This is a genomic window from Methanoculleus sp. (assembly GCF_020696975.1).
GTDB lineage: Archaea > Halobacteriota > Methanomicrobia > Methanomicrobiales > Methanoculleaceae > Methanoculleus.
The window spans coordinates 17,090-39,955 of the sequence record NZ_JAJGBK010000017.1 but is presented as its reverse complement, the minus strand read 5'-3'; the positions used below and the strand labels follow the sequence as shown (position 1 = coordinate 39,955).

Sequence of the window (22,866 nt, the reverse complement as noted above, 5' to 3'; positions counted from 1 at the left end):
ATGCGATGAAAACGCCCTTCTGTAGCGTATCGCTTGCGTGTGCTTCAACCATCTTCTTTTTCTTCTGGGTCGCCCCGTTCACCGGGCTTACCCCTCTGTTCTCTGCAGTAACGTCCGTATTGAGCGGGCTCTCCCTTATCGGGCTCCTCTTGTTCATCCCGGTGGCACGGGAGGAGACCAGACCACGGTACTTCGACCTGCTGCTCCCGGGCACCGTCTCGGCCCTTGGTGTCGTGAGTTTCCTGATCTATCCCGATGGGAGCTCGTTCCTTTCGGACCCGGTGAGCGAGATCGAGGTCGTCTGGATCGGCCTGCTTGCAGCGCTATCTCCGGCGTCCCTGGCCTTCGTCCATCTTCTCCCGGAACGCCTGAAGGCGAAGGCGTTCGTCCCTCTTCGGGCGATCGCGGGCATCGTAATCTTTGCCGCCATCATCTTTGCCTGTGTCGTGAAGGATACCGTTCTCTCGCCTTCGCCTACACTTCATCCCTGGAGCGGGCTCATCACTCTCTACTGGGCAGTCGGATTGCCACTGATCGGGTTTAACCTCCTCGCGATTGCGATCCGGTGCAGGGAGGACGACTGATCCGGTCCCCTGCCTTCACACAGTGCCTGCAAAAAGCCGGTTAAAATCACCGCGCGACTGCCCGAAGGCAGGAGACCGGTCTGCACTTCCCGTACCATCGAGGTAGGGAATAGGCTGGACCCGATTCTGTCGGGGCAGAACTTCCGGGCCCGCCCTAAAAATGAGTTTACTCTTCTTTCAGCATCGCGCCGATCGCCGCCGCCGCGCGTTTTGCCGAGCCCATCGCCTCGATCACCGTCGCGGCGCCGGTGGCGATGTCCCCGCCGGCGTAGACGTGGGGGATGGACGTCCGACCGTTCTTGTCGACGGCGACGTTGCCTCTCCGGCCGCGCTCGAGGCCCGGGATCAGGGAGACGAGGAGCGGGTTCGGGCTCGTGCCGATCGCCTGGATGACCATGTCCACGTCGAGGATGAACTCGCTCCCCTCGATCGGCTCCGGGGACCGGCGGCCGCTCGCGTCGACGCCGCAGAGGGACATCTTCACGCACTCGATACCGGTGACGCAGCACTGCTCGCCGAGGATCCGGGTAGGGTTCGTGCAGGTGTAAAACTCGATTCCCTCCTCCTTCGCGTGCCCGACCTCGGCCCTCCGTGCCGGCATCTCTTCCTCACCCCGCCGGTAGATCAACGAGACCTTCGCACCCAGGCGGCGTGCCACCCGGGCTGAGTCCATCGCGACGTTGCCGCCGCCGATCACCGCGACGCGCGCCCCATGCAGGACCGGGGTGTCGAACTCAGGGAACGCCTCGGCGTGCATCAGGTTCACCCTCGTGAGGAATTCGTTTGCTGAGTAGACACCGTTTAAGTTCTCCCCGGGGATGCCCATGAACGCGGGAAGCCCTGCGCCGGTCGCGAGGAAGACCGCGTCGTAGCCGAGGAGTTCGTCCACGCTGACGCTCCTTCCCACGAGATGGTTCTTCTTTAAGCGGACGCCGAGGGCGAGCACCTGGTCGAGTTCCGCCCTGACGACATCCTTCGGGAGCCTGAACGCAGGGATGCCGTAGGTCAGGACACCGCCGGCCTCGTGGAGCGACTCAAAGATCGTGACAGCGTGGCCGGCACGGGCGAGCTCGGCCGCGGCCGTCAGCCCGGCCGGGCCGGACCCCACGACCGCCACACGCTTCCCGGTCGGCTTCGCCACCTCAGGGAGCTCAGGGCCGTTCCCCCGCTCCCAGTCAGCCACGAACCGCTCGATCGCGCCGATCCGGATCGAGGTCTCCTTGTTGCCGAGGATGCAGACGCCCTCGCACTGGGTCTCCTGCGGGCAGACACGCCCGCATATGGCGGGGAGCATGTTCTGTTCCTTGAGCGCCCGTGCGGCTGCCGGGAAGTTGCCCTCCGCAACCTCGCGGACAAACGCGGGAATATCGATGCCGACCGGGCAGCCCCTGACGCAGAGCGGTTTCTTGCACTGGAGGCAGCGCTCCGCTTCGGCGATAGCCTCGTCGGCGGAGAGGCCGCAGTCGACCTCCCTGAAGTCCTTGACCCGGATGTCAGCCGGCCGGTCACTCATGGTGGTGGCCCCCTTCGCCGCACCGGCACCGGTGCTCCGCAAACCGCTCAAGCGAGACCTTCTCCTGCCCGGTGTAGATCCGCTGCCGTTGCATCAGTTCGACAAAATCGACCTGGTGGGCGTCGAATTCGGGACCGTCGACGCAGGCGAACTTCGTCTCCCCGGCGACGGTCACCCGGCAGGAGCCGCACATCCCCGTCCCGTCGACCATGATCGGGTTGAGGCTGACGTAAGTCTTCACACCGTAGGGCACCGTCACGCCGGAGGTAACCTTCATCATGATGGCAGGGCCGATGATCCAGACCCGGTCGATCTTTTGCTCGCCGAGCAGTTTCTTCAGGACGTCGGCCGCAAACCCGTGAACGCCCTTGCTCCCGTCGTCGGTCGTGATGTAGAGGTCGTCACAGATCTCCTTCATCTCGTCCTCAAGGATGAGAAGATCGGCGCTGCGCGCCCCGATGATCCCGATAACGTGATTTCCGGCTTCTTTCAGTTCCCTCGCGATGAGGGGCGTGCTCGCGATCCCCACACCGCCGCCGATGACGCAGCAGGTGCCGTAGTTCTCAATCTCGCTCGGTTTCCCGAGCGGTCCCACGACATCCTTGATGCTGTCGCCCGCACGGAGCGTCGCAAGCTCCTCGGTCGTCTTGCCGACGGTCATAAAGATCACCCGAACGGCGTCTCCCCTGACGGCGGAGATGGTGAGGGGTATGCGCTCGCCCGCCTCGTGCAGGCGCAGGATGACAAACTGGCCTGCCCGCGCGTGCTGCGCCACCTGCGGCGCGCGTATCCAGTATTCATAAACCCGGTCGGCGAGTTTGGTCGCCGCTTCTATCTTATACAACTGCTTCACTCCTGACGGTGCTGGTCGATCGTATCATCGAGACGCATCCGAACTTTTCGTACATATTGTGACTCCAGCCTCTTTACTTCAGCTATCCCGGATGGGCCGCTGGCGATCGGTGCCATAGAGATCCTCCAGAGATCCGGAGGATAAGTCATGATCCGGGGGAAGAATGCGAATGGTTATCCCCCCACCCGTCTCAGGGATAGGTATGCGGAGTCCGGCACGTTGGGGGATTGCCCTGACCGCCATCGGCGCGGTGATCACAGCCGTAGCGATCTTGGTGCTCCCGTTCCCCCTCATATACGGCGTCCCGCTCATCGTGATCGGTCTTGCGCTGATCATCTGGCGGGGGCGCGAGGAGACAATCGAAGCGATAAGAGAGTGAACGAAGATGATACTGACGACGACTGCAGAGGTTCCAGGCTACGCCGTAGGGGAGATCCTCGGCGTGGTCTTTGGGAACACGGTACGGACAAAGAACGTAGGAAAGGATGTCCTGGCCGGGCTAAAGAGCCTTGTCGGCGGAGAACTCGATGAGTATACCGACATGCTCGCCGACGCCCGGACAGAATCATACAACCGGATGGTCAACGCCGCGCGCGACCTTGGGGCGGACGCAGTGGTGAACATCCGCTTTACGACATCCCAGACGATGGCGACGGCGGCAGAGCTCCTCGCCTACGGGACAGCGGTGAAGCTCGTCCCGAAGAAGTAGGGGTTTAGGGGCAGGGGGTCCTGCCTTTCTTTTTTTGGTTACATTTACAATACGGGTTTAAGGCCGCAGTATCGGCAAGGCGTATGGTCCCCGGTAGGTGCAATGACCATGGGGTTATTTGTGTAGACCCTCGCCCGGATTTCCACTGAGTATCGCCACGCACTGCCCCCACCCCCTCCAGGGGGTGGGGGAGGAGGCCGGAGGCCGGGCGGGGTGGGGGTGACAAGAAGTGCGGATCTTTGCGAATTGGAGACAGGGGAGGGGGCATGCCCCCCTCGCACCTATCGGTGCTCAAGCTCGCTGCGCTCGCACTCCCCGTCAGCCCCGCCCCCGCGGGGCGATAGCCACCACGGTCCACTGCACCGGGCTCTATCCTCGTCGACTGTTCCAACAGTCGCTTACCCTGCATATGGACTGGCGGGCGTTTGAAAATCACAGACACGAAAAGCGACGCCCTTGACGATTCTAAATTTGAGCGCCACAAAACATGGGCCCCAGGGGGAAGCGAAACCCCCCAGGGCTCACTCACTCCCCGATCTTCTTCACCTTCCTCACCCTCACCGCGACCCCGCGCTTTGACCGGAGCATCTCGTCCGCTCCCATCATCGCCCGGCCGGTGGCGATCGCAAGCGGGCCTTCGACCAGCACCTCGTCACCCTCCCGTATCCGGGGATCGCAGTCCGTGATCCCGGGAGCAAGGACGTCGCCCTGCGGGACGAACGCATCAATCCTGACCCGGTAGCCCTCCGGTATCAGGCCCCATCCTGCAAACGTCGGGCGGAAGAGCCCGGTCCCGGGGTCGATGCTGAAGAGTTGCTCCTTCCCGCGGAGGACCGCCATCTGCATGCTCCTGCCCCGGATCTGGAGTCCCTTCGTATTGATATCAGTCGCGAACTGCCAGGAGACCGTGCCCCGGATGGTGTCGGTCTGCATCCGGCGCTCGCCCTCGAGGGCGGCGTTTAATGCCCGGAGAGACCCCGGTGCCGTCGGGTGCCCCTGGCAGGTCACCTCGAGGTCGATCCCGGAGGCCTCCGCTGCCATCTCGGCAACCGTGAGTGCCCCGCCCTCGAGGTGGGCGATAACCCGGCGGTAGGGGTGCGCGGCGAAGTAGCGCGCGAGGATATCGGCGATGAATGCGCACTCCTCGCGGTCCCAGTAGCCCGTCACCGGCACGTCGTAGTGGCCTGCCGGGTAGACCCGCTCGAGTTCCCGGGGCACGAGGCCGAGCGGCGAGGTGACGATCAGTTCGTGCGCCCGCCGGTCCACGGTGTTGGTAAAGAGCCGGTGGCTCCGGGAGAGCGAGTAGGGCTTCCTCGCCGAGCAGGGGAGGAGGACCGCGACGTCGGTCCGGGTCGGGATGAACCGCTCGATCACCCGGTCGGCGAACCGCCGGATCTCGGCCCGGTTCTGCGACTCGGCGGTATTTGCATGCATCGGCACTGCCCGCACCACAGGGAGGAAGCGCTCCATCAACGCGTAGTCCCGGTCGAGGAACCGGAGGATGCCGACCTGTGCGGCGTCCGCACGGCACCGGGACTCCATCAGTTCCCTGAGTTTTCCTGCCTCGATGTAGTGCCGTACGAGAGCGAGTTCACGGTCGAGCGCGAGACGGTTGTGCCGCACGAGATCGCCGTCCCGGCACCCTTCGCACCCACAGATTCCGGTCTCCATGAGCGAAGCGGGGAACTCGCCTTCGGCGAGGCAGAACCTCTTCTGCGCGGAGGCGAGGTCGACAGCCCGGTAATCGAAGAGGTCAAAGCCCGAGTAGACGAGGAGGCAGGCGGTCGAGGGGAGCGCCGCAGCCGGGGCATACCACGCGGTGTCCGGCGGGAGGCTCTCCTTTAAGGCTGCAAGCCACCCCGCGTAATTCCGGGGGTTTTTAAGCGCTGTGTGCCAGTTTGCAACCAGGACACAGTCGCCGGACTCCGCTGCCTGCGGGGCGAGCGGGTGGACAGCCACCGGCTGCCCCTCTCCCGGTGAGAAGTAGTCCCGGACAAACGCCTCCTCTGCAGAGAGCGGGACGTTTGATGCGGGGCGCTCACGGAGCGCCGGGAAGAGGGTATCCGTATCGAGAGCGGCAGGGAGGGATACGCTCTCCCCGCCTTCTTCATACATTCCTATCCGCGCGAGACCGTCACGTCTTCCCGCCTCATACCTGCTCACGGTACACCTCCACATCGGGGACCTCTTCGAGGACGAGGCTGACCCACGCATCATCGCACCGGACAGCGAACCGCTTCTCCGGGTGCGCCTCCATCAGGGCCCGGATACCGGCGCATCCCGACCGGACCATATCATCGTCCCACTCCGGGACCTCGCTCTGGCCGACCGGGAAGGTCTCCGCAAGTTCCGTAGGGTAGGGTCCGAAAGGCGGTTTGAAGTTCAGCACCGTGTCAAACCCGGGAACTTCACGCCCGTCAAACGAGACGAGCACCCGCTCACCGAGCGGGATGCGGGGGATGACCTCCTGATACCGGAGCACTTCTGTGCGCCGGCAGGTCTCTGAGCCCCGGTAGAAGAACCGGCGCTTGGAGACGGGATCATCGCGCTCGAGTTCAGCCGCGTGGGCGAGGAGTTCCCGGTAGCCATCGAGCAGGCGCGGGTGGCTCCGGCACCGCTCGTCGACCAGTTCCCAGAGAGTCCCGTCCTGGATCGCCTGCCGGATGCGGGCGATCTCGGCAAGAGTGACATGCAGGTTGTGGAGGGCAAGCAGCCGCTCCCGATCCTCGGACTTTCGGAGTTCGTCGGCGGTCATCGAGCGGCAGACCCGGCAGGGGCAGGGGAGTTCTGCGAGCTCATCGATCTTGAGGCTCCCGTGCGGGGTGATGTAGCGCCCTTCCCGGGCAAAGAGGGCATATGCGGCCGAGTCGAAGAGGTCGCAGCCCATCGCGACTGCAAGAGCGAACATCGACGGGTGGCCCGCACCGAAGAGGTGGATAGCGGTCGCCGGGGAGAGCCCGCGCTTGGCCGCAAGGACGACCTGCACGAGGTCTTTGTAGCGGTAACTCTCCATCAGCGGCACCACGGCGCCGATCGGGGCGAAGGCGAAGTCGAGGTCCCGGACGGCTCGCCCGGCCTCCTCGCGGAGATCGGTGAAGATGCCGCCCTGCACCGGTCCTGCCAGGTTCGCGTCAGGGAAGAGTTCCTGTGCCTCGCGGATACGGTCCATCGTGATCGCGAGTTCCCGTGCCGCCCTCTCGTGCCCTGCGTCCGGCGGGGTGGGGATGTCCAGGGGGACGACGATCTCGCTTCCTATCGCCTGCTGGAACTCGAGCGTATCCTGGTTACTCACCTCGACCTCCCCGTAGACGGAGAGCTGGAACGAGCCGGAGTCGGTCATGATGACGCCGTCGAAGTCGAGAACCTGGTGAAGCCCCTCCGCAAGCGCCCGGTCGTGGTACTCCGTGCTCCGCCTGAAGATGTAGGCGTTCGTGATCAGGGCCTCGACACCCATCTCCTGCATCTCGCGGGGGGTGACCAGGGGGAGGTGGGGGTTGACGACGGGGAGGAGCGCGGGTGTCCGAACAATCTTGTCGTTCACCCTGAGTCTCCCGACCCTTCCTGCGATATCTTTGTGTATGACCTCAAAAGTAATTGCCATTCGGGTTAGACCGCCTTTTCATTGAATATCTGCCCCTCGAAAGTCAGCACGGCAACGTCACTGCGCCTCCAGCACCCGGGCCGGAACCCGGCCTTGACACAGGTCTGGTCGAGGAACTCCCTGCTGGTCCAGCCGCACTCGGTCGGGACCTGCGGGAGGAGGAGGCCCCCGGTCCCGAGGCCGCTGACGATCAGGCCGTGCTTTCCGACCTCAACGCAATCGGGGCGCTCCTCCGGCGGGCACTCGAGCGGCCGGGGCTGTGTGAGCACCGTCACCTCGAGATCGAGATCGGCAAGTTCCGGCCGCGATACCGGTGGGAATCGGGGATCCTCAAGAGCAGCCGATCCGGCCGCTTCGAGGATCGCGTCGCCGAGCGATTTTATCGGGTACGGGAGGCCGATGCATCCGCGGAGACATCCCTGCCGCTTGATCGTAACAAAGACGCCGCGCTTCTCCCCGAAGACCGGGGGAAGAGCGGGCAGCACCATCCGTTCACCGCCGACGGCTTTCTCGATGGCGTTCCGTGCCAGACAAACTGCCGTCCTGCCTTCTTCCGGGGTCAGCATTTCCATCAGAATGGGTCGTATGATATTGAATACTTTTAGTCTTTCTCAGAAGAGGGAAGAGCCTGTATTCACCGGCCCGGTGATCAAGCAGGGTCCGCTGCCCTCGGGGCGCACCTGGATGGTCAGGATCTCATCGGCAGAAATGAAACGGTCAAGGTGAAGGCGGATCGTGCACTTCTCTCCGGCGTGCAGAAGCGTGCCGCCCCCGGGCGGTATCGCCGTCCACATCCCGGGTCCCGGGAGGAGGTCTTTTGACCGCGTGAGGATCTCAAGGTAATCCCCTGCCATGACCGTCACAGTGGCCCGGGAGAGGTCGACGGCCCCGCTATCCCCGGTATGGGCGATGCGGAAGGTGAGGGTGTCAACGGAGGTGCCGGAAAACTCCGGGACCGATGATGAACCGATGACGTCCCCGACCGGCGCAAGATGCGGTTCACCAGCAGTCAGGACCGGGTATGCGCCTAAATTAGATGCGGGACCACCGCCCATGGCGCTTGCACCAAGTGAGACGAGCGAGAAGAGTGTGGTGACGACAACGAACGCTGCAAAGACTGCCGCAAGTTCCAGGTGTGTGCAGGTCTCACGCTCCCCCATGGTAACGCCAATGGTAAGACCCAGGTATATATATTTATCCCATGGCGCGGGTATGCGCGGCCGGTCTGAAAGGCTTCACGGAGCGGTCCGAGATGCCTGAAGGTTGAGGAAGGGTTAGGCAAGGTACCCGTACGGCTTTATATTCTTACTACGAAATATTATATGGGAGAGGGAGAGTGCGGCCGACGGTGGCACATCCTGTGCTGCTGAGGAAAGTCCTCCCACCGGCCAGACACGCAGCCGCATGCAAGTGCGGGTGGCGAGAGTCACGGCAATGACACAGAAACGACACGGCCCATCGTCAGTGATGAAACGACCGAGCCTCCGTAAAGGAGGCGAGAAGCGCGAACTTTCGCGCGATAACTCGTTGAACGTAGCGGTGGGATACGGTGAAACGGTGAACCCCTGCGGGTGCAAGCCAGAATAGGGCATACGGATCGTCTGGTATCCGCCCAGGTATGGCGCGTAGCTGAATGCCGCACAGAACAGAAGGAGGCTTACTCCTCCCACTCCTTGCTAATTGCAACTCTTCTTATCAGCGTTTATAGAACGTTATTATCGCCGCGGTTTGAGTTCGATCTCCTCAAATGTCACCACATGCGAGTCGAAGACATCGCCCTGGTCGTTCACGAAGAGCTGGACGAAGATCTCGGCAGGCGTATTCTCCATAGATATGACCTCCCCGTGCTCTGCTTTAACATCGAATCCCAGGGATTTCAGTTCGTTCCGGACGGCATCCCGGGTGTAGTAGGTCGAGAGTATATCCCTGACCTTCTCGAGGACGTTCTGCTGCTCCTCCTCCTTCACGGCCATACCCTCTCATGCACTCTGTGGTATATTAACCTCTCCAGACAAATGTATAAATAAAAAAATTACCTATAGTAATAATATGGAGATACCCACCCCGGCCGAGCTGCGCGCAAAACGGATCCGTATGGGCTTAAAGCAGGCAGATGTAGCCCGTATGGCTGGAATCAGCCAGTCCATGGTCGCGCGGATCGAGGCAGGCAGTGTGGACCCGAGGGTGAGCACGCTTGCAAGGATCGTGGAGGTCCTTCAGGCGGCGGAACACTCAGCAATCACGGCGGCCGACGTGATGAGCGCACCTGTCCGCTCCATTGCCCCGGGCGATCCTGTCAGCCATGCGGTTGAGATCATGGGCCAGAACGGCATCTCCCAGCTGCCGGTGCTCGAAGAGGGGGTGCCCGTCGGATGCATATCCGAGTCCGCGATCATGAATGCCATGGAAGAAGGGGGCCTCCATCAGACGCACCGGAGACTGGTGCGGGACTATATGGAACCGGGTTTTCCAACGGTTCCTCCGACGGCGCCCATCGATACGGTCGTCCACCTCCTGCATCACAGCCACGCGGTCATCGTACTTGAGAAGGGGGAAGTCCAGGGTGTCATCACCAAGCATGACCTGATATCCCTGATAACATAACCCGTTTTTAAAGCATGGAGACCAGGTCCCGAAGGACAGCTTCAGGATCGTCGGCCTTGACGACGCTCGACGCGAGGAGGACGCCGCTGGTTCCGAGGTCGACGGCGATCTTCACGCATTCACCCGACTGGATGCCCGCCCCGGTCAGAACCTTCACGTCAGGGTTCACCGACCTGACGGCATTGACGGACCGCTCGATGATCCCGGGGTCGGCCTTTGAGACCGAGACACCGCTCCCGATCAACTCCGGAGGCTCGATCGCCACGTAACCGGGCCCAAGGGCTGCGGCGGCGGCGCTTGTTGCGTCGTTGTTCGTGCAGACGACCGATTCGAGGTGAAGCCTTCGTGCTGCCTCAACACAGGCGCCGATATCGGCCAGGGTGAGACGCCGTTCGGAGTGGTTGATCAGAGTGCCGCGTGCGCCCGCCGCCCTGACGGCCTCAGGGAGGATATGACCGGTATGGGCGCCGGGGGTGATTGCATCGATATGCTGGGCGTAGACCGGGATCGCGTAGTGGTGACTCATTGGGTGAAGCTCGGTGAAGGCCGGGGCGATCCCGATGACGGCACCGCTCTCTCTTGCCACGGTCTCGGCCGCAGCGGCGATCCGGTGGGCGTTGTGGCCCATACCCTCCTGATAGGTCTTGAGATTGACCAGAATGAACGGTGAAACCATATCCATCACGTCTGCCTGATAGGTTGCTCCTCCTGATATTAACTCTGATGCCGGGCGCAGGGAACCGACGGCGGCCGCCGGGGGCGCTCTCTCACTCCTCGATTCCTCTAACAAAATGCCCGCCGGTTATGCCGCCGAGGGCCCGCCGTTTCACCTCGTCCTTAAGCACGGAGAGCATACCGTGGTCTCGTCGGGCCACGGCGTCGATCCCCTCCCGGTAGATCCGGGCCATATCGGCGGCGTAATGGGGACCGCGCCCTCGTGCGTCGATCGCGACGGCATCGACACCCATCCCGGCGATCCGCGGGAGGTGGTCTATGAGGCAGGTCTCGACGGCGTTCGCTATGCAGGTCCGCCCCTCACCATCGGAACGGAGCGGGAAGACACGGTTCCGCCGGTCCTCGATGCCCATGAAACGGCCGGCCGGATGCTCCCCGGCAACCGCCGCCACCAGCCGGTCCTCGGTCACCAGCGCTTCAATGTTGCCCTGAACAAGCACCTCAAGCTCAAGGACGCCCCCGGCCGATTCCGCGAGCCGGGCCAGATCAGCGGCCGGGAGTTCGGGGGATGCCGTGCACCGCAGGAAGTGACCCGCCAGCTCTCCGGCGGTGCGGTGGTTCCAGACGTTCAGCCCGGCGGCGCCATAGAGGGGCATGCGGGGCTCGGCCCGCCGCACCGCATCCGCCGCCCCCATCCCGCTCACCATGACACCATGGATGCCCGCCTCGTAGAGCGACGGGAGGAGTGGAGCCGCCGCGTCAAGGAAGTTACGCCGGGTGATCGACGGCCACTTCCAGACGAGGTCTGCACCCCCTTCCCGGCAGACGGCGGCGGCCTCTTTGAGGATGGCGGGGGTAGAGGGTTCGAGGTAGACAACCTTTGCACCGCATCGGGCAGCGGCCGCTGCACCCTCGAGGGTATCGGTGTAGACCGAGACCGACGGGACCCGGGGCTCCGGGTGCGGTGAAGGCGGTCGCACCATCCCGGCAATCGCTTTCTTAACCCGTTCCCGCGCGGCATCCACCGCATTCTGTCCCGGGCGCCATGCAGCGAGGACGGCCGCCTCGACCCTCTCAAAGAATGAACGCCTGACCCTGTTTAATTCCCCGAGCGGGGCAAAGAGCCCGCCCGGGTACCGGAGATCCATATGCCGGATCATAAACGGCGTTCCCCCGGTCTTTCCAAACTGCTCCGCGATCTGTTCTGTGGTAAGCGGCCGGCTCCGTGCCGGCTCCATCACGAGGTCTGACCGGTAGCGCACCCGGAGCGGCTCGTCGTCGTGTGCGAGAACCGTCGCCTCCAGACAGGGCGTTCCGTCATCCCAGGTGACCGTGACGTCGAGCGGCAGTTGCTGCAGGGGCTTTTCCATGACCCGTTGTGCCCGCTCTTCGAGGTCCGCGCTCCGGGTCAGGAAGACCCGGGTGCCCTCTCCCACGGGTTCGGGGACCGAGAGACGTGCCGTGCCGCGCCGGACAGCGGGGGTGCCGCGGACGACCGCTCCCACATCATGATCGGGATCGTCCGTGCAGAAGGCCAGCCCATCGCCGGAACGGGGCGCGAGATCGCCGATGAGGCGCACGGTTGCCTCCCGCCTCCGGGGGTCGTAGCCGACGACCGTGCCGAGCAGGATGCCCCGGTTCCCGGGCCGGTCGCGGGCCATGATATCGGGAGCGCCGAGGATGTAGCCCTCCGTGAACTCCCGGTTGAATGCGAGGGCGAGAGCCCGGATATCCTGCCGCGAGGGGGACCAGGCCTCCCCGGCGGCGATTGCGTCGAGGGCCCGCCGGTAGATGCTCACCACCGTGGCGACATACTCTGCCGAGCGCATCCTCCCCTCGACCTTGAGCGATGCCACCGGTGCATGCACGATCCGGTCGAGGTATGGGTAGATCGCCAGATCGCGTGTCGAGAGCAGATAATGATCCTTTGCGGGCACAGCCCGGAGGTCTTTTGGGCGCCCGAAATCATCCATCTCTCCGATGACAAGCCGGTAGGGCTTCCGGCACGGCTGAGCGCACATCCCCCGGTTGCCGCTCCGCCCCCCGATGACCGAGGAGAGGAGGCATTGGCCCGAGTAACAGTAGCAGAGCGCACCGTGGGCAAAGACCTCGATGCCCACTCCCCGCGCCTCGGCATCCTCCGCCATCCCCTCGATCTCGGCGAGAGTGAGTTCCCTGGCGAGCACCACGCGAGAGAATCCTTCCCGCGCTGCCCAGACCACACCTTCACGGTTGTGGACCGTCATCTGGGTCGAGGCGTGGAGGGGGAGGTCCGGAACGACCTCCCGGGCGAGCGAGGCCACCCCGGTGTCCTGCACCAGGACGGCATCGGCCCCGATCTCGTAGAGCCAGAGGAGATAGCGGGCCACGTCGGGGAGCTCGTCGTCCCGGATGAGGATGTTTACGGTGACATAGACCCTGACGCCGCGGAGGTGCGCGTAATCGACAGCAGAGCGGAGTTCATCATCGGAGAAGTTCGCCGCGTAGTGCCGGGCCCCGAAACGCCTCCCGGCAAGGTAGATGGCATCGGCGCCGGCGGCGACTGCTGCGGCCAGGGCCTCCGGCGACCCCGCCGGTGCAAGCAGTTCCGGGGATCTGGATACCCGGGGGTGGTTGTGCGGCATATCCCAGTACAGTCACCCCGCCGGCCTATATACCTGGCAGGTATCCTTTTGGGGCACGAGAACGATGTGGAGAGGGGCCTTGGGTATGGACCGCGTAGGGATCATCGGATACGGACACATGGGCAGCATGCTGGTGAAGGGGTTTCTCACGTCCGGGGCCCTCCTGGCCGGCGAGGTCGTGGTTGCGTCAAAAAGCCAGGAGAGCAGGGACGCGTGCGCCGCGGTGTGGCCCGGAATCAGTATCGCCGAAACGAACACGGAACTCGCACGGCAGTGCCGTCTCATTATCATCGCCGTCAGGCCGCAGGAGACGAAGGGCGTCCTCAGTGAGATCGTCCCGGTGATGGACGGGGACGAGCATATCGTCTCGCTCGCCGCCGGTATCAGCCTCGGGGATATCGAAGAACTCTTTACCGGATCGGTCACCAGGGCCGTACCCACGGTCACCTCCACGGTCGGGCAGGGGACGACCCTGGTCTGCCATGGCCGGCAGGTGGGGATGCATGGGGCTCTCCGGGTGGAGGGGCTCTTCTCGTCGATCGGGCATGTGATGCTCGTCGATGAGGGGGAACTCCCGGCGGCCACGCTTCTCTCGAGCTGCGGGCCGGGACTGCTTGCCGCCATCATCGAGGAACTCGCCAGGTCAGCATCCCGTGCAAGCGGTCTCCCGAAGGAAAGGGCGGTCGTGCTCGCAACGGAGATGGCTGCCGCCACGGCTGCCTACCTCCGGGAGACGGGCAGGGCGCCCGGGGACGTGATCGGAGAGGTTGCGACCGGAGGCGGTGTCACAGAGGTCGGGGTGCGAAGACTCCGCGAACAACTGCCGGGTGTCTTTGATGAGGCAGTCGTCTCCATGCTGGAACGCTGCGAGACGGTAGGGAAGTGACGAAGGAAGCGGGCAGACTTTTAAGTGATAAGGGGTTATACCTCGGGTAAATATGAAGATCGTCGTCTCCGTGGAGAATGCCGGCGTTATCGACGAGGTAGTGGAGTATAACCCGACATTCATCGAGATCAGGCTCGACCGGATGGAGGGGGACCTGCTGGAGCAGGTTCGCACTATCCGGGAGAAGACCGCCATCCCCCTTATAGCCACGCTCAGAAGCAGGGAGGAAGGAGGCAGGTTTGTCGGCGATGCCGACCTCTGGGTCCGGATCATCGGGCCGATCGCGCGATACGTCGATTTCGTGGACGTAGAGGCCCGCTACCGGGACCACGCGCCGTTCATCAAGGGTGAAGGGGTCCAGATCCTCGCATCCCTCCACACGAGCGAGATGCCCACCCTCCCGGAGCTCGGGAAGATCGAGGGGATGCTCAGGTCATACGGCGACATCCCGAAGATTGTCGTGAAACCCCGTACCAGGGACGACCTCTTTGACCTCATCACGTTCACTCACCGCGCCCAGAAGCCCATCTGCACGAGCATTATGGGCGCCGAGTTCCGCTACGCCCGTGCAATCCTCCCCCTCTTCGGGTCGGAGTTCACGTTCTGCCATGCCGGGACTCCGACGGCCGAAGGGCAGTACCATATCCGGGAGATGCGCCAGATTGCGAATCTGCTGAAATGAGGGGGGGGTTGGGGGGCCCTGCCGGGTCTCTGGAGACCAGGCTCCTAGTTGGGTCCGGCAAAACGGCGGGGACATGTTACTCGAAGAGTTTCCAGTGGGTGTCCCCTCCCAGGAAAGGTGCTCTGGGACAAACTCCTAGTTAATGATCGATTGGCTAAGTTTCTCGATACTTTAATAAAATGCTACAATATACTATATGTTACGTTAATAGGAGGCGGGATACCTATGGTAGAAGCTCATGCAACCAACAACTCATGTCGGAGTGCCCGGACAAAAGGATCTATTCGCATGGGACTAACATACATGGAAAGACGATCTCTAGAAGCCTCCATAAAAAAGAATCAGAAGGCATTAGATCTCCTCAGTCGGCACTGAAAAAACATCCAATCTTTTTGTATTTGTGCGGATCCATTCTTCGATTTCTTCCGGAGTATACGTAGCATTGTACTCTGCATCCAAACTCGCAAGAGTTGTTATAAACCGATCCGCCTCGTCACCGTCAACATCAAATGCCAATCCATTGGCACGCAGTATGAGGACATCTGTAACTGTGTAAGCAGTTCTTTTGTTACCCTGCCAAAAGGCATGTCCATTGGCAATCTTTTCAAGGAACCACGCGGCCTTTGCGTAAATGTTCTCACGGTGATTCCAATAGTTTTCCCATAAATAAACCCAGGTTTCAACCTCGCCTTGTGTTTTTATGCCTTCCCAACCCTGATCTTCCGATCTATTGTGCAACGCGATCAGGGTGTCATGAATTGCGATTATCTTCTCGGGGGTAATATCGTTAACCAACCACCCGCAGCAGGGGCACCACCAACCAATTGGAACCTCAACTGGCTTGCCCTCTTCATCCATGTCATGAATGAATGCCCTTATCATATCGATATCTTCGCAACCAGGGCAGGGGCATTTGGGAGATGGGCTCATAGCAATGTTATACACCGAATTGGTGAAAAACGTAATGTTGAAAGTCCTGATTCACATCCTCGTAGATTCTTACCGTCCTTCAGTCTAATCATCCACGAGCTGATCACACTGGGTACAGTACCAACCGATAAGTCAAGCGCCCGGAGGTGCATGAGCCTCACAGGGGGGTGAGGCAGGACGGTCCCCCCCCTTCACTCCCCGGCAAATACCCGGTACTTCGCCTGCTCAAGCATCGCATCGATAATAACAAGCGCCATCATGCACTCGGCGACCGGTACAACCCGCGGTGCGATGCAGGGGTCGTGCCGCCCTTCGACTGATATCTCCCGCTCTTTCCCGGCAGTATCGACGGTCTGCTGCACCCGGCGTATCGAGGGCGTCGGCTTGACGGCAAGCCGGACGACGATATCCTGCCCGGTGCTGATCCCGCCGAGGACGCCGCCCGCGTGGTTGCTTGCAAACCCGGTTCCGGTGATGGGATCGTTCATCTCACTCCCGAAGAGCCGTGCGGCACCGAACCCCTCGCCAAGTTCAACGCCCTTCACCGCACCGATGCCCATCATCGCCCCGGCGATGGCGGCGTCGAGCTTCCCGAATACCGGGTCACCGAGGCCCGCCGGGCACCCGGCCGCCGTCACCTCGACGATCCCGCCCACGGAGTCGCCCGCATCCCGGGCGGCACGGATCTCCGCCTCCATCGCCGCTGGATCCGTCGCGGCGTGCACCTCGATGATCCTCCCCCGGATCGCTATGCCGTAGGGCGCAAGGCAGCGCATCGCGACGGCGCCTGCCGCGACCCGGGCAAGAGTCTCCCGGCCCGAACTCCGCCCGCCGCCGCGGTGGTCCCGGAGCCCGTACTTCGCCTGCCAGGTGTAGTCCGCGTGTCCCGGGCGGAATACGTCCCGGAGTGCGTCGTAGTCCTCGGACCGGACGTCCCGGTTCCTGACGACAAGCGCTATCGGGGCGCCGGTCGTCCTCCCTTCAAAGACCCCCGAGAGGATCTCCACCCGGTCGGGCTCCTGCCTCCCGGACTCGAGCGGGCTCTTTCCCGGCCGCCTCCTATCAAGGTAGGGCTGGATATCCACCTCCGTGAGGGGGATATTGGGCGGGCAGCCGTCGACGATCACGCCCACGGCCAACCCGTGGCTCTCTCCGAACGTCGTGCACCTGAAGTTTCTCCCGAACGTGTTCATGCCAGCATCTCCCGCACCATCTTTGGCGTGACCGCGATCCCGGTGATCAGCCGGAACTGCTCCACCGCCTGGTGGACGAACATCTCCGTACCGGGTATCGCCTCGCACCCGGCCTCTCTTGCCGCTCGAATAAGGGGCGTCTCCGGCGGCGTATAAACAAGGTCAAAGACGGTCGTCTCTCGCTCAAGGTCGCAAGCGGCAAGCAGGCTTCGGGTGTCGGGCTCCATCCCGATCGGGGTTGCGTGTACAACCACATCGGCATCGCTCCCCTTGAACTCTTCGAGACCGCCCCACCGGCAGTTGAAGCGCTCCGCAAGCCTCTGCGCGAAAGCCGCCTTCCGGGCAAGCACCGTGACGTCCATATCGAGCGAGCGAAGTGCGTAGACCGCCGCAGCCGCCGCACCCCCGGCGCCGAGGACAACCGCCCGGCCGCCCCGGCGGTGGATGAGCGGGGTCCGGACCCCCAGCCAGTCGGTGTTATGGCCGTATAACTTTCCACCGCAACTAACGACGGTGTTCACCGCCCCGATCGCCGAAGCGTGACCGTCCACCTCGTCAAGGTGGCGCATCACGTCGGTCTTGAACGGGATGGTGACGGATAAGCCCTTCAGGGGGAGGAGGTTTGCGAGACGGATGATGGTTCCGGCATCCGGCCATTCAAAGCGGGTGTAGTGGTAGTTCATCCCGAAGTGTGCAAAGAACCGGTTGTAGAGGAGCGGGCTCTTGCTGTGGGCGCAGGGGTTCCCGGCGATGGCGCATACCCGAAGACCCGGGTCACGGTCAACCATATCCCCGAGGGCGGGAAGGCCGAACCGCTCAAGGAGGGCGTCGCGTTCGCGTGCGTCACCAGGGGGGATGCCGATCTCTTTGCCGATCTGGCCGACGATCATCTCCGCGACCTCCCGGGGAGTGCGCTTCCCGGTATCGATGCAGATGTCGGCCGCGCCGAGGTAGGCATCCCTTCTCCTGGCGAGAAGCGTGCGCACCTCTTCTGCGGGAGAAAGCCCCGTCAGCCCCGGCCGATCGCTCCCGGCGATCCGCTCGTGACAGATGTCAGGAGCGACCGAGAGGAGATAGACCGTGCCGTGCCACCGGAGATTCGCGACGTTTGCCGGGTCGCATACCGCCCCCCCGCCGGTGGCGATCACCCCCTCCACATCTCTGAGCGACGCGATCGTCTCCCGTTCAAGGGTCCGGAAGTGCGCCTCCCCGGCCCGGTGGAAGATCTCCGGGATTGGCATTCCCGCCCGCTGCTCGACAATCAGATCGGTATCGTAGAACGGCATCCCGAGCCGATCCGCGAGAATCCGACCAACCGTGGTCTTTCCGGTTCCCCGAAAGCCGGTGAGGACGATCTTCACAGCAGCCCCTCCCCATAAAGCGCCTCCCAGAAACCAGGAAAAGACTTCTCCACACATTCGGGGTCACGAATTGCCATTCCCCCGACCGCGAGCCCGAGGACGGCGAACGCCATCGCCGTCCGGTGGTCGTCGTGCGGGTCGACGGCGACGCCGTGGAGGAGGCCGGGGGTGATCGTGAGCGAGTCCTCCGTGACCGTAACACCCGCACCCATCCGCCGGAGGGTATCCGCCGTCACCCCCACGCGGTCGCTCTCCTTGTACTGCAGGTGCCCCGTCCCCGTGATCGTCGTCGGTGAGGCTGCCATCGCCGCAACAGCCGCGAGCGTCTGGACGGTATCGGGGGACGAGGACATATCCATCTCGATACCGGCAAGACCGCCTGTCCGCTCCACCGTCACCGCGTCGGTGCTGGAGGTGACGCGACACCCCATCGCCTCGAGGGCGTCGAGGAACCGGCGGTCACCCTGGACCGATGCCGGGTTTAAGCCCGTGACCGTGACACGCCCGCCGCAGACGGCCGCTATCGCGAAGAGGTAGGATGCCGAGGAGTAATCCCCCTCGACCCGGTAGTTCCTCCCCCGGTAGGCTACGTCGCTCTTCACCCTGAACCAGTCGTAGCCCCGCCGTTCAAGCCTGGCCCCGAACCGGAGCATAACGTCCGCTGTCACGTCGAGGTAGGACCGGGATGCCGGGGTTTCCGGGAGCGTGAGTTCAACGTCCTCCTCCGCGTAGGGCGCCGCCATCAGGATGGACGAGATAAACTGGCTGCTGATGCTCCCGTCGATCGTCGTCCTGCCGCCCCGGAGTCTGCCGGAGACCCGGATGGGCGGGTAACCTTCCCGTCCGGTGAACGCGATCTCCCCCCCGAGTGTGCGGAGCGCTCCGGCCAGCGGGCCGACCGGCCGCTCGAGCATCCTCGGGCTCCCCATCAGCACCACCGGGTGCCGGGCAAGGAGCGCCGCTGAGGTGAGGAGCCGCAGAGTCGTCCCGGAGTTTTTGCAGTCGATGGTGACCTCTCCTGCCGCCGGGAAGGTGCCGTCGCATCCGGTGATGGTGATCTCCCCCGGCAGCCACTCGATCGGCACCCCGAGGGCTTCGAGCCCCCGGGCGGTCAGTTCGGTATCAACCGCCCGGAGCGGCCCTGAAATCCTTGATCTGCCCGCCGCAAGCGCTCCTGCAATCAGGGCCCGGTGCGTGTAGCTCTTCGAGGGAGGGGCCGAAAACGTCGCATCGACCGGACCGGTCTGCGATACCCTGACGATCATAATCCCGGCACCTCCATGCGGGCGTAGCACCCGAGTTCCCTGACGGTGGTCATCCCTTTGAGTTCCTCCTTTGCCTCCCGCCAGCCATCGGAGACCTCGATATCGATAAAGAATATGTACCTCCCGATGCCCCGCCGGGACGGCCGCGACTCGATCCGGGTCAGGTTGACCCGGCGCCGGGCGAAGACCCCGAGCAGGTCGGCGAGGAGTCCGACCCGGTCGATCGGTGGGTCCACAAGGAGGCTGCACTTCGTGCACCCGGTAACATCACGAGGAACGGCGGATATCTCCACGAACCGGGTGGTGTTCGTGCTGCAGTTCTGGAGATCGCGGACGGCTATCGGGAGGCCGTAGATCGCCGCCGCCATCTCCGAGACGACCGCACCGGCGTTCTCGTCTCTCTGCATCGCGACCGCACTCGCGGCGTTGCTGCTCGTGTGCACGACCTCGGCGCCGAGACGATCGAAGAGGACGGAGCACTGCTCGTGCGTCTGTGGGTGGGCGTAGATGACCGAGAGGTCCGAAGGCTCTTTCCGGGCCGCGAGATGGTGCCGGATGGGCATGTACGCTTCTGCGGTGATCGAGACATCGAACTCCGCGAGCCCCTGGAGCGTCTCTCCCACACCGCCGGCCTCCGAGTTCTCGATCGGGACGAGCCCTTTCGCTGCACCGGCCGCCACGCGCTCGATGATGGCGTGGATCGTCGGCAGGAGTTCGATGTCGTCACCGTAAAGGCGTACGGCGAGTTCGTGGCTGAACGTCCCGGCCGGCCCGAGTGTTGCGACGGTCATCGGCTCACCACATGGTTGATGAGGTCGTCCGTCTCTTCCGTCGCGGCGCGGAGGAACGAGGCGTAATGTCCGGCATTTTGGGCAAAAAACGCCTCAAATTGCTCACTATCCCCGGACTCGGCGATCTCCCGGAGCATCCGGACAGCCTCCTCAAACTCGCCGAGCACCTCCGGGACGGCCGGGTTCATCTGGAGGATGTCGCCGTAGAGCCCGGCGTCCTGGGCGAGGAGACGCCCGATGAACCCCATCTCGATCCGGTAGACAGGGCTCGTGTAGGTAAGGGTCTCTGCGACGTCTGCACCGGTCCGGCGGATCGCCTCTGCTTTTGCGAGCGTCACGAAGTGGGTCAGCCCCTGGATAACCGCCATCATCCGGTCATGCTCTTCCGGTGTCGAGATGGTGATCGCCGCCCCCTGGTCGCGAAAGACGGAGAGGAGCCCATCAAGGGTCTCGGGGCTGCACCGGGCCGGCGTTGCGACGATCGTCTGGCCCCGGAGCGACGCGCTGTTGGGCCCGAACATCGGGTGGAGCCCGATCACCTCCGCACGCGAGGCGAGCATCGCCCGGACCGGTTCGGTCTTGAGGGAGGTGAGGTCGCAGAAGACCTGCTCCTCCGAGAGGAGCCCTGCGACCTCATGGATCACCCCGACAGTGGCGCGGATCGGGACCGAGACCACCACAAGATCCGCCATCTCCGCAACGTCACGGTTGGAAAGAGACGTCTTCGTCCCGGAGACGATCACCTCCCACCCGGCCGCACGGAAGACCTCTGCAAAGAACCGTCCCATCTGCCCTGTGCCGCCGATGATGCCTGCAAGCATTCGTGTCACTTCTCCCGGATCGTCTCGGCGACGGCGACCCCGAAGTGCCGTCCGCCCTCCGCGACGCTCCCGAGCACCGTATCGCCGACCGCGAGGCTGGCGACCGATACGGCCGAGCCGTCGGGCCTGACGAGCCGGATCGTCTCGGCGTTCTGGAGGACCAGGCTCACCGTTGCACCGCCGGCCTTCGCCTCGACGAGGAGGAGCGGGCGGCGCTCGATCTTCACCCGCCCGACGACCGCATCATGGGTCGCGCCGGTGTGCTCCGCGACGAGCACCTTATCCCCGACTCCGAGGTCGGCGAGGTATGCGGTCTTCCCGTCCGGGAGGAGGATGTAGGCGTGCACCGCTCCGGCGTTCACCCGGAACGGTCGCGGCGCCACGTAGGGGTTCTCCAGGGTCTCGGGGTGGACCAGCAGGAACGCCGAGGAGGTGTTGCCGACGAGCATCCCCTCACCGTCGGCGAGGAGGGAGCAGGTGTCGACGCAGACCCTATCGCCCATCCCGATGGGAGCGATCCTGGTCACCTCGAACGGAACGAGCGGGACGTGCGCCCCGGCGCCGGCGATGACGTCCGCCGTCTTCCTGACCTCTGCGGGATCATCGGTCGCAAGGAGGATGCCCGCCGTCCCGCGTTCGAGAACGGTCAGGGCGACCCTTGCCTCTTCGGCGCTTTCGACCGCGGCGATGATCCGGTCGGACTGCGCGACGAGGTTCTCAAGCGGGATGACCGTCCAGTCCCGTGTCCGGACGATGACGAAACCCTCGCGGGAGAGCCGGAGCGCCTCTTCCTCGGCCGCCTTATCGACGATCTCGGCTTCAAAGACGTCTTTGCCGGGTACAAGGTCGCCGTTGTCTGCGACGGTCGTCACCCGCCCGAGTTCTCGCACGCGTTCTGCGTCATCGACGACCAGAGCGTCTGCGCCGCTCTCGATCGCGGTCGTCGCGAGATCCTTCCTCCACGGCCTGAGATCGACCCAGAACCGCTTCATCGCTCCGTCTCCAGTGCTTCGGCCGGGTCTCTTCCCTCGTGCACAACCCGGGATATCGCGGCGATGAACCGGGCCGGGTCGTCGCGCTGGAAGGCGTTCCTCCCCATGCAGACACCCGCCGCGCCCGCACCGATCGCGTCCCGGATGGTCGTGAGGGTCTCAATATCCCCACCCTTCTCCCCACCGGCGATCATCACCGGCACCGAGCAGGCGGCGGTGATCTGGCCGAATGATTCGGGATCACCGGTGTAGTTTGTCTTGATGAGGTCGGCGCCGAGTTCTTCCGCAACCCGGACACAGTGCCCGATCGACTGCGGCGATGTGGGATCGATCCCCTTGCCGCGGGGGTAGATCATGATCAGGAGCGGCATCCCCCAGCGGTTGCAGTCCCGCACCACCTCGCCGGCCGATTCGAGCATCCGTGATTCGTTCGGCGCGCCGAGGTTGATGTGGATCGAGACCGCGTCGGCACCGAGCGCGACCGCCTCCTCCACGGTGCAGACGAGCACCTTATCATTCGGGTCCGGGTTCATTGAGGTGCTCGCGGAGAGGTGGACGATGAGACCGATATCCTTTCCGTGCTTCCGGTGCCCTCCCTTCACCATGCCCTTGTGGAGGACGATGGCGTTCGCCCCGCCCTCGCTCACCGCGTTGACGGTCTTTGTCATGTTACGAAGCCCCTCGACCTGGCCCATCGTGAACCCGTGGTCCATAGGGATGATCACGGCGCGGCCGGTGTTTCTGTCCATTATCCGCTCAAGGCGGATCTCTTTTCCAATCAC

23 protein-coding genes and 1 other RNA gene are annotated in these 22,866 nt (G+C 63.7%); 7 read left to right on the top strand and 17 right to left on the bottom strand.

Going from position 1 to position 22,866, the window contains the following annotated elements; all coding sequences use genetic code 11:
* Nucleotides 1-5 precede the first annotated feature (5 nt).
* Entirely contained in the window at nucleotides 6-584 is a 579-nt protein-coding gene (locus QZ650_RS04315) for a hypothetical protein (RefSeq protein WP_292521569.1), read from the top strand.
* A gap of 166 nt (nucleotides 585-750) precedes the next feature.
* On the opposite strand, the gene gltA is transcribed toward QZ650_RS04315, so the two are convergent.
* Both gltA and QZ650_RS04305 read right to left on the bottom strand, forming a co-directional pair.
* Nucleotides 751-2,097, bottom strand: a complete 1,347-nt coding sequence (gene gltA, locus QZ650_RS04310; protein ID WP_292521571.1) for an NADPH-dependent glutamate synthase — start codon at nucleotides 2,095-2,097, stop codon at nucleotides 751-753.
* The gene (locus tag QZ650_RS04305) at nucleotides 2,090-2,950 is read right to left on the bottom strand and encodes a sulfide/dihydroorotate dehydrogenase-like FAD/NAD-binding protein (RefSeq protein ID WP_292521574.1); all 861 of its coding nucleotides are present in this window, start codon (nucleotides 2,948-2,950) and stop codon (nucleotides 2,090-2,092) included. The genes gltA and QZ650_RS04305 overlap by 8 nt, the downstream gene beginning before the upstream one ends.
* A gap of 202 nt (nucleotides 2,951-3,152) precedes the next feature.
* On the opposite strand from QZ650_RS04305, the gene QZ650_RS04300 reads away from it, so the two are divergent.
* Together QZ650_RS04300 and QZ650_RS04295 are read left to right on the top strand one after the other, a co-directional pair.
* Nucleotides 3,153-3,329, top strand: a complete 177-nt coding sequence (locus tag QZ650_RS04300) for a hypothetical protein (protein ID WP_292521577.1) — start codon at nucleotides 3,153-3,155, stop codon at nucleotides 3,327-3,329.
* 6 nt (nucleotides 3,330-3,335) lie between these two features.
* Nucleotides 3,336-3,659 (top strand): YbjQ family protein, encoded by a 324-nt coding sequence (locus tag QZ650_RS04295; protein ID WP_292521579.1) that lies wholly within the window; start codon nucleotides 3,336-3,338, stop codon nucleotides 3,657-3,659.
* A 525-nt stretch (nucleotides 3,660-4,184) separates the two neighbouring features.
* Here the strand turns inward: QZ650_RS04295 and arcS are convergent.
* Genes arcS through QZ650_RS04275 form a run of 4 tightly spaced genes read right to left on the bottom strand, consistent with a single transcriptional unit; the run spans nucleotide 4,185 to nucleotide 8,420 of the window.
* Nucleotides 4,185-5,822 (bottom strand): archaeosine synthase subunit alpha, encoded by a 1,638-nt coding sequence (gene arcS, locus QZ650_RS04290; protein ID WP_292521581.1) that lies wholly within the window; start codon nucleotides 5,820-5,822, stop codon nucleotides 4,185-4,187.
* Nucleotides 5,809-7,260: a tRNA guanosine(15) transglycosylase TgtA gene (tgtA, locus tag QZ650_RS04285; protein ID WP_292521583.1), complete on the bottom strand. Its 1,452-nt coding sequence runs from the start codon at nucleotides 7,258-7,260 to the stop codon at nucleotides 5,809-5,811. Before tgtA ends, arcS begins: the two co-directional genes overlap by 14 nt.
* Nucleotides 7,261-7,265: 5 nt before the next feature.
* Entirely contained in the window at nucleotides 7,266-7,832 is a 567-nt protein-coding gene (locus QZ650_RS04280) for a TIGR00296 family protein (RefSeq protein WP_292521585.1), read from the bottom strand.
* A 39-nt stretch (nucleotides 7,833-7,871) separates the two neighbouring features.
* Nucleotides 7,872-8,420, bottom strand: coding sequence for a hypothetical protein (locus QZ650_RS04275; protein WP_292521587.1), 549 nt, complete (start codon nucleotides 8,418-8,420; stop codon nucleotides 7,872-7,874).
* A 166-nt stretch (nucleotides 8,421-8,586) separates the two neighbouring features.
* On the opposite strand from QZ650_RS04275, the gene rnpB reads away from it, so the two are divergent.
* Nucleotides 8,587-8,932, top strand: an RNA gene (gene rnpB / locus QZ650_RS04270) — RNase P RNA component.
* A gap of 43 nt (nucleotides 8,933-8,975) precedes the next feature.
* Here the strand turns inward: rnpB and QZ650_RS04265 are convergent.
* Nucleotides 8,976-9,233: a hypothetical protein gene (locus QZ650_RS04265; protein WP_292521589.1), complete on the bottom strand. Its 258-nt coding sequence runs from the start codon at nucleotides 9,231-9,233 to the stop codon at nucleotides 8,976-8,978.
* Nucleotides 9,234-9,309: 76 nt separating this feature from the next.
* Here QZ650_RS04265 and QZ650_RS04260 point away from each other — a divergent pair, with 76 nt between their 5' ends.
* Nucleotides 9,310-9,864, top strand: coding sequence for a CBS domain-containing protein (locus tag QZ650_RS04260; protein WP_292521591.1), 555 nt, complete (start codon nucleotides 9,310-9,312; stop codon nucleotides 9,862-9,864).
* 7 nt (nucleotides 9,865-9,871) lie between these two features.
* On the opposite strand, the gene tpiA is transcribed toward QZ650_RS04260, so the two are convergent.
* Nucleotides 9,872-10,540 carry a triose-phosphate isomerase gene (tpiA, locus tag QZ650_RS04255; RefSeq protein WP_292521670.1) on the bottom strand — a complete coding sequence of 223 codons (669 nt, stop codon included), beginning with the start codon at nucleotides 10,538-10,540 and terminating at the stop codon, nucleotides 9,872-9,874.
* A 91-nt stretch (nucleotides 10,541-10,631) separates the two neighbouring features.
* The gene (locus QZ650_RS04250) at nucleotides 10,632-13,163 is read right to left on the bottom strand and encodes a U32 family peptidase (RefSeq protein WP_292521593.1); all 2,532 of its coding nucleotides are present in this window, start codon (nucleotides 13,161-13,163) and stop codon (nucleotides 10,632-10,634) included.
* An 85-nt stretch (nucleotides 13,164-13,248) separates the two neighbouring features.
* On the opposite strand from QZ650_RS04250, the gene QZ650_RS04245 reads away from it, so the two are divergent.
* The gene (locus QZ650_RS04245; RefSeq protein ID WP_292521595.1) at nucleotides 13,249-14,049 is read left to right on the top strand and encodes a pyrroline-5-carboxylate reductase dimerization domain-containing protein; all 801 of its coding nucleotides are present in this window, start codon (nucleotides 13,249-13,251) and stop codon (nucleotides 14,047-14,049) included.
* 52 nt (nucleotides 14,050-14,101) lie between these two features.
* On the top strand, nucleotides 14,102-14,731 hold the full coding sequence (locus QZ650_RS04240; protein ID WP_292521598.1) for a type I 3-dehydroquinate dehydratase: 630 nt from the start codon (nucleotides 14,102-14,104) through the stop codon (nucleotides 14,729-14,731).
* Nucleotides 14,732-15,082: 351 nt separating this feature from the next.
* Here the strand turns inward: QZ650_RS04240 and QZ650_RS04235 are convergent, their stop codons facing one another.
* The 8 genes from QZ650_RS04235 to QZ650_RS04200 all read right to left on the bottom strand — a co-directional run bounded on the left by QZ650_RS04235 (nucleotide 15,083) and on the right by QZ650_RS04200 (nucleotide 22,866).
* Nucleotides 15,083-15,661: a type II toxin-antitoxin system death-on-curing family toxin gene (locus tag QZ650_RS04235; protein WP_292521601.1), complete on the bottom strand. Its 579-nt coding sequence runs from the start codon at nucleotides 15,659-15,661 to the stop codon at nucleotides 15,083-15,085.
* Between the two features lie 191 nt (nucleotides 15,662-15,852).
* Nucleotides 15,853-16,854, bottom strand: a complete 1,002-nt coding sequence (locus QZ650_RS04230; RefSeq protein WP_292521603.1) for a chorismate synthase — start codon at nucleotides 16,852-16,854, stop codon at nucleotides 15,853-15,855.
* Nucleotides 16,851-18,215: a shikimate dehydrogenase gene (gene aroE, locus QZ650_RS04225; protein ID WP_292521606.1), complete on the bottom strand. Its 1,365-nt coding sequence runs from the start codon at nucleotides 18,213-18,215 to the stop codon at nucleotides 16,851-16,853. The genes QZ650_RS04230 and aroE overlap by 4 nt, the downstream gene beginning before the upstream one ends.
* A complete protein-coding gene (aroA, locus tag QZ650_RS04220; protein WP_292521609.1) occupies nucleotides 18,212-19,480 on the bottom strand; it encodes a 3-phosphoshikimate 1-carboxyvinyltransferase in 1,269 nt (422 codons plus the stop codon). The genes aroE and aroA overlap by 4 nt, the downstream gene beginning before the upstream one ends.
* Nucleotides 19,477-20,271, bottom strand: a complete 795-nt coding sequence (locus tag QZ650_RS04215; protein WP_292521611.1) for a prephenate dehydratase domain-containing protein — start codon at nucleotides 20,269-20,271, stop codon at nucleotides 19,477-19,479. The genes aroA and QZ650_RS04215 overlap by 4 nt, the downstream gene beginning before the upstream one ends.
* Nucleotides 20,268-21,092, bottom strand: a complete 825-nt coding sequence (locus tag QZ650_RS04210) for a prephenate dehydrogenase/arogenate dehydrogenase family protein (RefSeq protein ID WP_292521613.1) — start codon at nucleotides 21,090-21,092, stop codon at nucleotides 20,268-20,270. The genes QZ650_RS04215 and QZ650_RS04210 overlap by 4 nt, the downstream gene beginning before the upstream one ends.
* Nucleotides 21,093-21,097: 5 nt before the next feature.
* Nucleotides 21,098-22,084 (bottom strand): 3-dehydroquinate synthase II, encoded by a 987-nt coding sequence (locus QZ650_RS04205; RefSeq protein WP_292521615.1) that lies wholly within the window; start codon nucleotides 22,082-22,084, stop codon nucleotides 21,098-21,100.
* On the bottom strand, nucleotides 22,081-22,866 hold the full coding sequence (locus QZ650_RS04200) for a 2-amino-3,7-dideoxy-D-threo-hept-6-ulosonate synthase (protein ID WP_292521672.1): 786 nt from the start codon (nucleotides 22,864-22,866) through the stop codon (nucleotides 22,081-22,083). Before QZ650_RS04200 ends, QZ650_RS04205 begins: the two co-directional genes overlap by 4 nt.

Coding starts and splice junctions, on each gene's coding strand:
- QZ650_RS04250 (WP_292521593.1), bottom strand. CDS start 13,163: ATGCCGCACAACCACCCCCGGGTATCCAGATCCCCGGAACTGCTTGCA.
- tgtA (WP_292521583.1), bottom strand. CDS start 7,260: ATGGCAATTACTTTTGAGGTCATACACAAAGATATCGCAGGAAGGGTC.
- QZ650_RS04295 (WP_292521579.1), top strand. CDS start 3,336: ATGATACTGACGACGACTGCAGAGGTTCCAGGCTACGCCGTAGGGGAG.
- QZ650_RS04240 (WP_292521598.1), top strand. CDS start 14,102: ATGAAGATCGTCGTCTCCGTGGAGAATGCCGGCGTTATCGACGAGGTA.
- QZ650_RS04230 (WP_292521603.1), bottom strand. CDS start 16,854: ATGAACACGTTCGGGAGAAACTTCAGGTGCACGACGTTCGGAGAGAGC.
- QZ650_RS04275 (WP_292521587.1), bottom strand. CDS start 8,420: ATGGGGGAGCGTGAGACCTGCACACACCTGGAACTTGCGGCAGTCTTT.
- QZ650_RS04300 (WP_292521577.1), top strand. CDS start 3,153: ATGCGGAGTCCGGCACGTTGGGGGATTGCCCTGACCGCCATCGGCGCG.
- QZ650_RS04210 (WP_292521613.1), bottom strand. CDS start 21,092: ATGCTTGCAGGCATCATCGGCGGCACAGGGCAGATGGGACGGTTCTTT.
- tpiA (WP_292521670.1), bottom strand. CDS start 10,540: ATGGTTTCACCGTTCATTCTGGTCAATCTCAAGACCTATCAGGAGGGT.
- QZ650_RS04315 (WP_292521569.1), top strand. CDS start 6: ATGAAAACGCCCTTCTGTAGCGTATCGCTTGCGTGTGCTTCAACCATC.
- QZ650_RS04235 (WP_292521601.1), bottom strand. CDS start 15,661: ATGAGCCCATCTCCCAAATGCCCCTGCCCTGGTTGCGAAGATATCGAT.
- gltA (WP_292521571.1), bottom strand. CDS start 2,097: ATGAGTGACCGGCCGGCTGACATCCGGGTCAAGGACTTCAGGGAGGTC.
- aroA (WP_292521609.1), bottom strand. CDS start 19,480: ATGATCGTCAGGGTATCGCAGACCGGTCCGGTCGATGCGACGTTTTCG.
- QZ650_RS04245 (WP_292521595.1), top strand. CDS start 13,249: ATGGACCGCGTAGGGATCATCGGATACGGACACATGGGCAGCATGCTG.
- QZ650_RS04265 (WP_292521589.1), bottom strand. CDS start 9,233: ATGGCCGTGAAGGAGGAGGAGCAGCAGAACGTCCTCGAGAAGGTCAGG.
- QZ650_RS04260 (WP_292521591.1), top strand. CDS start 9,310: ATGGAGATACCCACCCCGGCCGAGCTGCGCGCAAAACGGATCCGTATG.
- QZ650_RS04280 (WP_292521585.1), bottom strand. CDS start 7,832: ATGGAAATGCTGACCCCGGAAGAAGGCAGGACGGCAGTTTGTCTGGCA.
- QZ650_RS04215 (WP_292521611.1), bottom strand. CDS start 20,271: ATGACCGTCGCAACACTCGGGCCGGCCGGGACGTTCAGCCACGAACTC.
- QZ650_RS04205 (WP_292521615.1), bottom strand. CDS start 22,084: ATGAAGCGGTTCTGGGTCGATCTCAGGCCGTGGAGGAAGGATCTCGCG.